This is a genomic window from Promicromonospora sp. NPDC060204 (genome assembly GCF_042728455.1).
In the GTDB taxonomy this organism is placed as follows: Bacteria; Actinomycetota; Actinomycetes; order Actinomycetales; family Cellulomonadaceae; genus Promicromonospora.
Map to the genome: position 1 here is coordinate 1 of NZ_JBHWZO010000262.1, position 8521 is coordinate 8521.

7 protein-coding genes are annotated in these 8521 nt (G+C 73.3%); all 7 read right to left on the bottom strand.

Annotated features, from left to right (window positions below; genetic code table 11):
* Positions 1 to 2261, bottom strand: a 2261-nt coding sequence (locus tag ACFWEJ_RS24195; protein WP_377231733.1) for a beta-L-arabinofuranosidase domain-containing protein, incomplete at its 3' end; no start/stop codon positions are given.
* The gene (locus ACFWEJ_RS24200) at positions 2254 to 3696 is read right to left on the bottom strand and encodes an aminopeptidase P family protein (RefSeq protein WP_377231734.1); all 1443 of its coding nucleotides are present in this window, start codon (positions 3694 to 3696) and stop codon (positions 2254 to 2256) included. The genes ACFWEJ_RS24200 and ACFWEJ_RS24195, both read right to left, overlap by 8 nt.
* Positions 3693 to 4985 (bottom strand): alpha/beta fold hydrolase, encoded by a 1293-nt coding sequence (locus ACFWEJ_RS24205; RefSeq protein WP_377231735.1) that lies wholly within the window; start codon positions 4983 to 4985, stop codon positions 3693 to 3695. Before ACFWEJ_RS24205 ends, ACFWEJ_RS24200 begins: the two co-directional genes overlap by 4 nt.
* On the bottom strand, positions 4982 to 5833 hold the full coding sequence (locus tag ACFWEJ_RS24210) for an ATP-binding cassette domain-containing protein (RefSeq protein WP_377231736.1): 852 nt from the start codon (positions 5831 to 5833) through the stop codon (positions 4982 to 4984). Before ACFWEJ_RS24210 ends, ACFWEJ_RS24205 begins: the two co-directional genes overlap by 4 nt.
* The gene (locus ACFWEJ_RS24215) at positions 5830 to 6669 is read right to left on the bottom strand and encodes an ABC transporter ATP-binding protein (protein ID WP_377231737.1); all 840 of its coding nucleotides are present in this window, start codon (positions 6667 to 6669) and stop codon (positions 5830 to 5832) included. Before ACFWEJ_RS24215 ends, ACFWEJ_RS24210 begins: the two co-directional genes overlap by 4 nt.
* Complete coding sequence (locus tag ACFWEJ_RS24220; RefSeq protein ID WP_377231738.1) at positions 6666 to 7658, bottom strand: ABC transporter permease; 993 nt, start codon at positions 7656 to 7658, stop codon at positions 6666 to 6668. Before ACFWEJ_RS24220 ends, ACFWEJ_RS24215 begins: the two co-directional genes overlap by 4 nt.
* Positions 7658 to 8521, bottom strand: an 864-nt coding sequence (locus ACFWEJ_RS24225) for an ABC transporter permease (protein WP_377231739.1), incomplete at its 5' end; no start/stop codon positions are given. The genes ACFWEJ_RS24220 and ACFWEJ_RS24225, both read right to left, overlap by 1 nt.

The window sequence follows — 8521 nt, forward strand, 5'->3', positions numbered from 1 at the left end:
CGCGACAGGAGCGCGGCCTCCTCCGCCGCACGCGCGGCCTCCCGGTCAGCGTCGCCCCCGGCGTCATGCCCGGGGTCGCCTTCGGCTTCATGCCCGACGCCGTCCTTCCCCCGCCCGACGGCTGAGCGCGCCGCCGCCACCAGCACCTGCCGTGCCTCCGCGGCGCTCAGCAGCCCGAGCTCCACGAACTCGTGCGTGGTGCGCAGCACCCCGTCGACGAACGCGTCCCGGTCGGCGAACCCGCCGTCCGCCCAGAGCACGTCGAGGAACGTCCGCCCGTCCGCCCGCGCCGCGTTGGGCACGCCCGAGTCGGTCGCGGGGTCCGTCCCGGCGAACGCGATCCGCGCGTCGGCCCGGCGCAGGTACATGTGGTACCGGGCGTCCGACCCGGACCACGTCGGCTCCAGGACGAGGTCGCCCAGCCGCCACGTGCCGTCGTCGGCCGGGGTCAGCGGGGCGTCGAGCGTGCCGTCGAGCCGCCGCCAGGTCGCGGCCTGGATCGGCAGCCAGGTCGTGGCGGCGCTGCGGGCGAGCAGCACTGTCGGCCCGAGCTCCAGGGTGACCACCGAGGTGTCGTCCGGCGCCGGGACCTCGCGCAGCGTCAGCGGCACGTCGATCTCGACCACGGTGCCGGGGCGCCAGTCGCGCCGCAGGACGACGTACCCGGCGTCGGCCCGCAGGGACTGCGCCTCGCCGTCGACAGTCACCGTGCAGGTGTCCACGGCCGCCCAGCCCGGCACGCGGAGGCGCAGCTCCAGGTCACCGGTCGCGTCGACCCGGATCCGGCTGGCGTCCTCCAGCGGGTAGGCCGTCTCCTGCGTCAGGCTGACGCCGGCCTCCGGCCAGCTCGCCGTGGACGGCACGTAGAGGTTGACCCACACGGTCCGGACGCCGCCGTCCAGCCCCGCCGCGCCGCCGTCCGAGCCACCCAGGCTGCCCGGGCCGCCCGACCGGAAGTACACCGAGTCCTGGTACTTGACGTGGTTCTCCAGCCCGGTGCCGCCGCAGCAGGTACCCACGTTGTCCCATTCGCGCAGCGCCCCCGGGTGCACGGGGAACATGTACGTGACCTCGGGCGAGTCGTCGGAGTCGACGTCGCGCCGCGAGCCCAGGATCTGGTTGGTCACGGCCCGCTCGTAGTAGTCCGCGAACCGCGCCTCGCCCGTGCGCTCGAACAGGGCGCGCGCGATCTTGAGCATGTTGTAGGTCACGCACGTCTCGGCGTTCCGGTTGCCGATGTCGCCTGCGACGGCGCCTGCCGGCCCCCACAGCTCGTTCTCGCCGGAGCCCCCGTGGGCGTAGGTGCGGCCGGGCACGAGCATGTCCCAGAGGTTGACGACGGCGTCCAGATACCGGGTTTCGCCCGTGAGGTCGGCCAGCCCGAGGTAGCCCAGGAGCGTGGCGGCGTGCTGGTTGGCGTGCATGCCGTCCAGCTCGTCCCGCCCCGCCGCCGCGAAGTCCAGCAGCGTGTCCAGGTCGAACAGCCGCGCGGTCTCCACGAACGTGCGGTCCCCGGTCAGTACCGCGAGGTCGCACAGCACCTCGTTCATGCCGCCGGCCTCGCCCGCGATGTACAGGGCCCACATCTGCGCGCGCTGCTCGGCCGGCAGCACGGACAGCCGCCCGTGCACCCAGCGACCCATCGCCGCCGCGACGTCCAGCGCCACATCCGATCCCGTGTGCCGGTGCGCGTCGAGCAGCCCCGCCATGATCTTGTGGCACGTGTAGTACGGCGCCCAGATCTCGCCGTAGGGCGCCAGGCCCTCCAGCCGCGAGAACTGCCACTCGCCGTACGCGGCCAGGAACCCGGGGTGGCTGTAGCGCCCGGTCGCGGCCAGGGTCTCCTGGACCTCGCGCAGCCCCTCGACCATCGCGTCGACCTTGGCGCGCAGCTCGGCCCGCAGCACGGCGTCGTCCGCGCCGCCCGCCGCGAGCGCCAGCATGGACAGGAAGTGCCCCGCGTAGTGGCCGCGCAGCAGGTTGGCGGTGGGCGCGGCCTCGCGGCCGGGGTAGTCGTCGGGGCCCCAGGCGTCCTCGTCGGGGTGGCCGAAGTCCTCCCAGCCGCCTGGCGGCAGCGCCCCGCGCGTGTCCAGCCCGGCGTTCGCGCGGAACACGGCGAGCAGCCGGTCCACGGGGTAGACGCGGGCCAGGTGCAGCATCTGGTCGCGGGCCCGCGTGAAGACGCCGCCCGTGAGGACGACGTCGGCGAGCGGGAACGGCTCGGCCACCCGAGGCGGTGCCGCCAGCACGGCCTCAGCCATTGCCGAGCCGCTTTGTGGTCCACCGCTCGATGCCGGCGGCGTCGATCGGCAGCGCGTCGGAGAGCACCTCGGCGCCGTCGGCCGTGACCAGCAGGTCGTCCTCCAGGCGCACGCCGATGCCGCGCAGCTCGGGCGGCACCGTCTCGTCGTGGGCGTGGAAGTACAGCCCGGGCTCGACGGTCATGACCACGCCGGGGGCCAGGGGAGCAGCCTGGTAGGTGGGGTAGTCGGAGTGGGCGCAGTCGTGCACGTCCAGCCCGAGGTGGTGCCCGATGCCGCAGACCAGCCAGCGCCGGTGCTGCTGCCCGCCCGGCGACAGCGCCTCGTCGACGGAGACGTCCAGCAGGCCCCAGTCGTGCAGCCCCTGGGCGATGACCTCCATGGAGGCGTAGTGGAAGTCGAGGTACTCCACGCCGGGACGGATCTGCGCCATGCCGGCGCGGTGCGCCTTCTCGACCAGGTCGTGCACCTGGCGCTGGATCGGGCTGAAGGTGCCCGACGGCGGGATGGTGCGCGTCACGTCGGCCGTGTACAGCGAGTTGGCCTCGACGCCCATGTCGAGCAGCAGCGGCATGTCGGGCAGGATCGGTCCGTCGCAGCGCACCCAGTGCAGGGTCGGGGCGTGCGGTCCGGAGCCGACGATCGTCGAGTACCCGGGGCCGTTGCCGAACGTGCGGGCGTGCCGGTCGAACGTTCCCTGCAGCCAGCGCTCGCCGAGCCCGTCGACGGCGCGCGGCACCTCGCGCGCGACCGCGTCGAACCCGGTCACGGTGTGGTCGATCGCCTCGCGGAGCTGCGCGATCTCCCAGTCGTCCTTGATCATGCGCAGGTCGGACAGCGCCCGGGCCAGGTCCTCGGACGGCTTGAGGCCGAACCGGCGCACCAGGTCGTCGTCGACCGACGGCGAGGCGAGGGCGCCGTCCAGCGTGTCGAGCACGGCGTCCAGCGCGGAACGCGGCTCCACGGCGATGCCCAGCGCCGCGGCCCACGCGGCCAGGTCGGGGGAGGGCCCGACCCACAGCTCGCCGTAGGCCGCGTTCGCGAAGAACTCGCTCTCGCCGGGCCGCGCGGGCGGCGGCAGGTACAGCGTCGCGTCGTGCCCGCCGTCGCTCGCCCGCAGCACCAGGACGCCGTCCTCGGGCTGCACGCCGGTGAGCCACACGAAGTCGCTGTCCGCGCGGAACCCGTACATCGCGTCGCCGTTGCGCAGCGGCGCGCGCCCGGCGCTGACCACGGCGTCGCGCGCGCCGATGCGCTCCGACAGGCGGCGGCGGTGGTCCGCGGCCGCCTCCGGCGCCCCGGGGATCACCGGGACGACGACGTCGGGCGCGCCCCACCCGCGGGCCATGTGGGCGTTGAACGCCGGGCTGTCGGCCAGGCGGGGCGCGCGGGTCCCCGCGTACGGGGGCCGGCCAGCGGTGTCGTGCGTGTTCATCGGATCTCTCCTCCTCGGTCGCGGACCAGCTCACGCAGGCGCTCCAGCACGCGTGCGTCACCGATCCCGTCGTGCTCGTACTCGTTGGTGACCCACGCCTGCGCCGACCCGACCCGCGAGAGCGTGTCGAGCTGCAGGCCCGAGTCCACGAACATGTCGTCGTGGTAGACGATCGCCGCCAGGGGCACCTCGCTGGCGGCCAGGCGGTCCAGGTCGTACAGCGGCGACCACTCCTGGCGCGCCGCCAGCTCGTGCACCGCGCCCGCGAAGGGGCGCAGCAGCCGGATCTCGTCGAACATCCACGGGAACGCCATCTCGCCCGTGAACAGCAGCGGACGGCGCTCCGGGTCGAACTCCGGACGCCGGTCGCGCTCCGCCTGGGCCGCCCAGCCCGTGGGACCGTTGCCGCCGTGGCCGTAGATCGACTCCTGCAGCGTCCAGAACAGGGGGCCGTCCGCCTGCGCGGTGCGGACCATCGCCTCCTGGAGGAACCCGGCCGACAGCCGGCCCGGCGCCGCGAACGCCTTCTCGACGAACCAGTGCAGCCGCTCCGGCCCCGGCTTCATGCCCAGGTCGATGCCCATGGACTGGAACCGGCGCACGGTCAGCACGTCGCCGTCCGGCAGCAGGACGTCGCCCTGCGCGAGCCGGTCCGCGATCGCCGCGACCGCCTCGACGTCGGCCGGGTAACGCCGGTAGAACTCCGCCGTCTTGCCGGCCACCCGGCCGAACGTGCGGCGGTAGACCTCCGCGGCGTCGGGCGGCGTGCCCGGGATGCCGCCCGCGACGTAGCAGGCGCGCAGCGCCTGCGGCGCCACCGACAGGTACGTCAGCGTGATCCAGCCGCCGAAGCTCTGCGCCAGCGTGGACCACGGCCGCCCGCCGTACACGTCCCGGCGCACGTCCTCCAGGTCCGCGACGATCGAGTCTGCCCGGTAGCACGCCAGCAGGTCGGCACCCGCGCGGGCGTCCAGCCCGGCCAGCGCCTCGCCGTCCAGCGGCGAGCTGCCGCCCGTGCCGCGCTGGTCCACCAGCACTACTCGATGGTCGCGCAGCGCCACGTCCAGCCAGCCGTCCCGGCGCAGCGGCCGCGGGTTCGCGCCGCCCGGCCCGCCCTGCAGGTACACCAGCAGCGGCAGGTCCTCGTCGCCGCGCGTCGGGTCCACCAGCTCGCGGACCAGCAACGACACCTCGCCGCGCAGGCGACCGCTCCGGTCCAGCGGCACCGCGAGACGGCGCTCGCGGACGCCGATCCCGGGCAGCAGGTACGTGGTCCAGGTCGTGCTCATCGCGCTCCCTCCGCCGCGAGCGCCGCGTTGCGCCGTCGGGCCGCTTCCCACTCGGGGCGGATGCGGGGCACGGCGTCGAGCAGCTTGCGCGTGTACTCGTGCTGCGGCGCGTCGAAGACGGCGTCGCGGTCGCCCTCCTCGACGATCCGGCCCTGCGTCATCACCGCGACGCGGGTGGCGATCTGCCGCACCACCGCGAGGTCGTGCGCGATGAACAGGTAGGTCAGCCCCTCCTCGCGCTGCAGGTCGCGCAGCAGGTTGATGACCTGCGCCTGCACGGAGACGTCGAGGGCCGAGACGGCCTCGTCGCACACCACGACGCGCGGCCCGACCGCGAGCGCGCGGGCGATGCCGATGCGCTGCGCCTGGCCACCGGAGAACTGCGCCGGGTACTTCTGCGAGTGGTCGGGGTCCAGCCCGACCCGCTCCATGAGCGAGCGGGTGAAGGCGCGCGCGCCGCCGGGGATGCTCCGCTGCTGGTAGAGCAGGGGAGCGGTGACGATGCGCTCCACGGTGTGCCGCGGGTTGAGCGAGGAGTACGGGTCCTGGAAGACGACCTGCACGTCGCTGCGGAACCGGCGCAGGTCGGCCCGGCCCAGCCGGGTCACGTCCTCGCCGTCGAGCTCGACGGTGCCGGAGGTGGCGTCCAGCAGCCGGGCGGCCAGCCGCGCCGTCGTCGACTTGCCCGAGCCGGACTCGCCCACCAGGGCGAGCGTGTCGCCCGCGTTGATCTCGAAGCTCACGTCGTCCACGGCCCGGAAGGTGTCCGGACGGCGCAGCAGGCCGCCCGTGCCCATGACCGGGAACTCCTTGACGAGGTGCGTGGCGCGCAGCAGGGGCGTGCTCATGCTGGTCCTCCGTCCTTCTTGGTGCCGACCGCGCGCAGCTCGCCGATCTCGTCGTCGATCCGCGGGACGGCGTCGAGCAGCGCCCGGGTGTAGGCGTGCCGCGGGTCCGTGAAGATCTGCTCCACGGCGCCCCGCTCCACGCACACGCCGTCCTTCATGACGACGATGTGGTCGGTGACCTCGCTGACGACGGCCAGGTCGTGCGTGATCAGCACGAGCCCCGTGCCGGTCTCGCGCCGGATCTCCTGCAGCAGGTCGAGGATCTGCGCCTGGACGGTGACGTCGAGCGCCGTGGTGGGCTCGTCGGCGATCAGCAGCTCGGGCTCGGTGCTCAGCGCCATGGCGATCATGACGCGCTGGCGCATGCCGCCCGAGAACTGGTGCGGGTAGTGGTCCACGCGCCGCGCGGCGTCGCGGATGTGCACCCGTTCCAGCGCCTCGATCGCGACCCGCCGGGCCACGCGCCGCGTGGTGCCGGGCCGGTGTGCGCGGTAGGCCTCCTCGATCTGCAGCCCGACCGTGTAGTACGGGTTCAGGGAGGAGAGCGGGTCCTGGAAGACCATCGCGATGCGGTCGCCGCGCACGCGGCGCAACTCTGCCTCGGACATCCCGACGAGCTCCTGGCCGCCCAGCCGCACGCTGCCGCTGCGCTGCGCGGCCTGGGGCTGCAGCCCCATGATCGCCAGGCTGGTCATGGACTTGCCGGAGCCGGACTCGCCCACGATGCCCAGCGCGCCGCCGGGCTCCAGGTCGAGGTCGAGCGAGCGGACGGCGTCCAGCGGCCCGCGCGGGGTGGGAAAGGTGACCGTGAGGTCGCGCACCTGGAGCAGGCTCATGCGTTCACCCGCACTCTCGGGTCGATGGCGGTGTAGACGACGTCGACCACGATGTTGCCGACGACGACGAGGAACCCGGCGAGCAGCGTGACGCCCATGATCACCGGCTGGTCGTTGCGGGCGATGGAGTCGGCGGCCATCTTGCCGACGCCGTTGATGCCGAAGACCGTCTCGGTGATCAGGGCCCCGCCGAGCAGGCCGGCGAAGTCCATCCCGAAGATCGTCACGATCGGCGTCAGGGCCGGACGCAGCGCGTGCCGGCGCCAGACCAGCGGCTGGGCCAGGCCCTTGGCGTAGGCGGTGCGCACGTAGTTCTCGCGCAGCACGTCGAGCACGTTGGCGCGGGTCAGCCGCGTGTAGGCGGCCGCATAGCCGACGGCGAGCACGATCCACGGCATGACGAAGTTGGCGAACCACTGCCCCGGGTCGTCGGCGAAGGCGACGGCCTGCGGGAACGGCAGCCACTGCAGCTTGACCACCAGCACGTACTGCAGCACGAGGGCGAGCACGTAGTTGGGGATCGACATGCTGGTCAGCGTCAGGCCGGTGGTGAACCGGTCGAGGAACGTGCCCTCCTTGACGGCGCTGAGCAGGCCGCCGGCCAGCCCGGCGAGCAGCCACAGCACGGCGGCGCCCACGGCGATCGTCGCGGAGACCGGGAGGCGCTGGATGATCATGTCCCACACGGCCTGGCTGGACTGGAACGAGTAGCCCAGGCACGGCGCGGCACACTCGACGGCGCCGGCGCCCTCACCGTAGGTGCGGCCCGCGAAGATGCCGACGACGAAGTGGAAGAACTGGGTCCAGAACGGCTGGTCCAGCCCCAGGTTGCCGCGGATCTGGTCGATGACCTCGGGCGTGCAGTTCTTGCCGCAGATCTGCACCGCAGGGTCCGGCGACAAGGCGAAGAAGACCAGGTACGTGAACAGGCACACGAGCAGCAGCACGCCGAGGCCGGAGGCGACTCGGGTGATCAGGAACCGGGGCATCAGCGGCCCTCCTGGGCGTCGACGACGGCGCGCAGGCGGTCGCCGAGCACGGTGAACGAGAGCACGAGCAGGAACAGGCACGCGCCGGGGAAGACGAAGTACGCGGGGTCGACGGCGTACCACTTCACGGACGCGGCGATCATCTGGCCCCAGCTCGGCGCCGGGGGTACCACGCCGACGCCGAGGAACGACAGGCCGGCCTCGGTGCCGACGTAGCCGGGCACGGCGAGGGTGGCCATCACGATGATGGTGGAGCGCAGGTTGGGCAGGATCTCGCGGAAGACGATGCGGGTGCCGCTTGCCCCCGCGGCCCGGGCGGCCTCGACGAACTCCCGCTGCGCGAGCGACATGGTCTGCCCGCGCACGATGCGCGCCAGGTAGGGCCAGCCGAACACGGAGATGACCACCACGAGCAGCGCGGACCGGTTGCCCGCCGGCAACGCCGAGAGCACCGCGATCATGAAGATCAGGGCCGGGAACGCCATGAGGAAGTCCATGACGCGCGAGATCACCAGGTCGACGCGGCCGCCGAAGTAGCCGGCCACGAGCCCGAGCGACACGCCCAGCACGGTGGTCAGCGCGGTGGCGGACAGCGCGATGCTCATGGACACCCGGGCGCCGTAGACGATGCGGGCGAAGATGTCGCGGCCGCTGCCCGGTTCGACGCCGAACCAGTGCTCGGCGCTGACGCCGCCCCACGGGCCGATCGGCATGCCGCCGAGGTTGGGGTCGATCGCGGTCTGGTCGAACTCGTACGGGGTCCAGCCGCTGATCGCGGTCAGGAGGGGCGCGAAGATCGCGATGAGCGTGACGAGCACGATGTAGCCGAGGCCGAGCATCGCGCCGACGTCACGGCGCAGGGC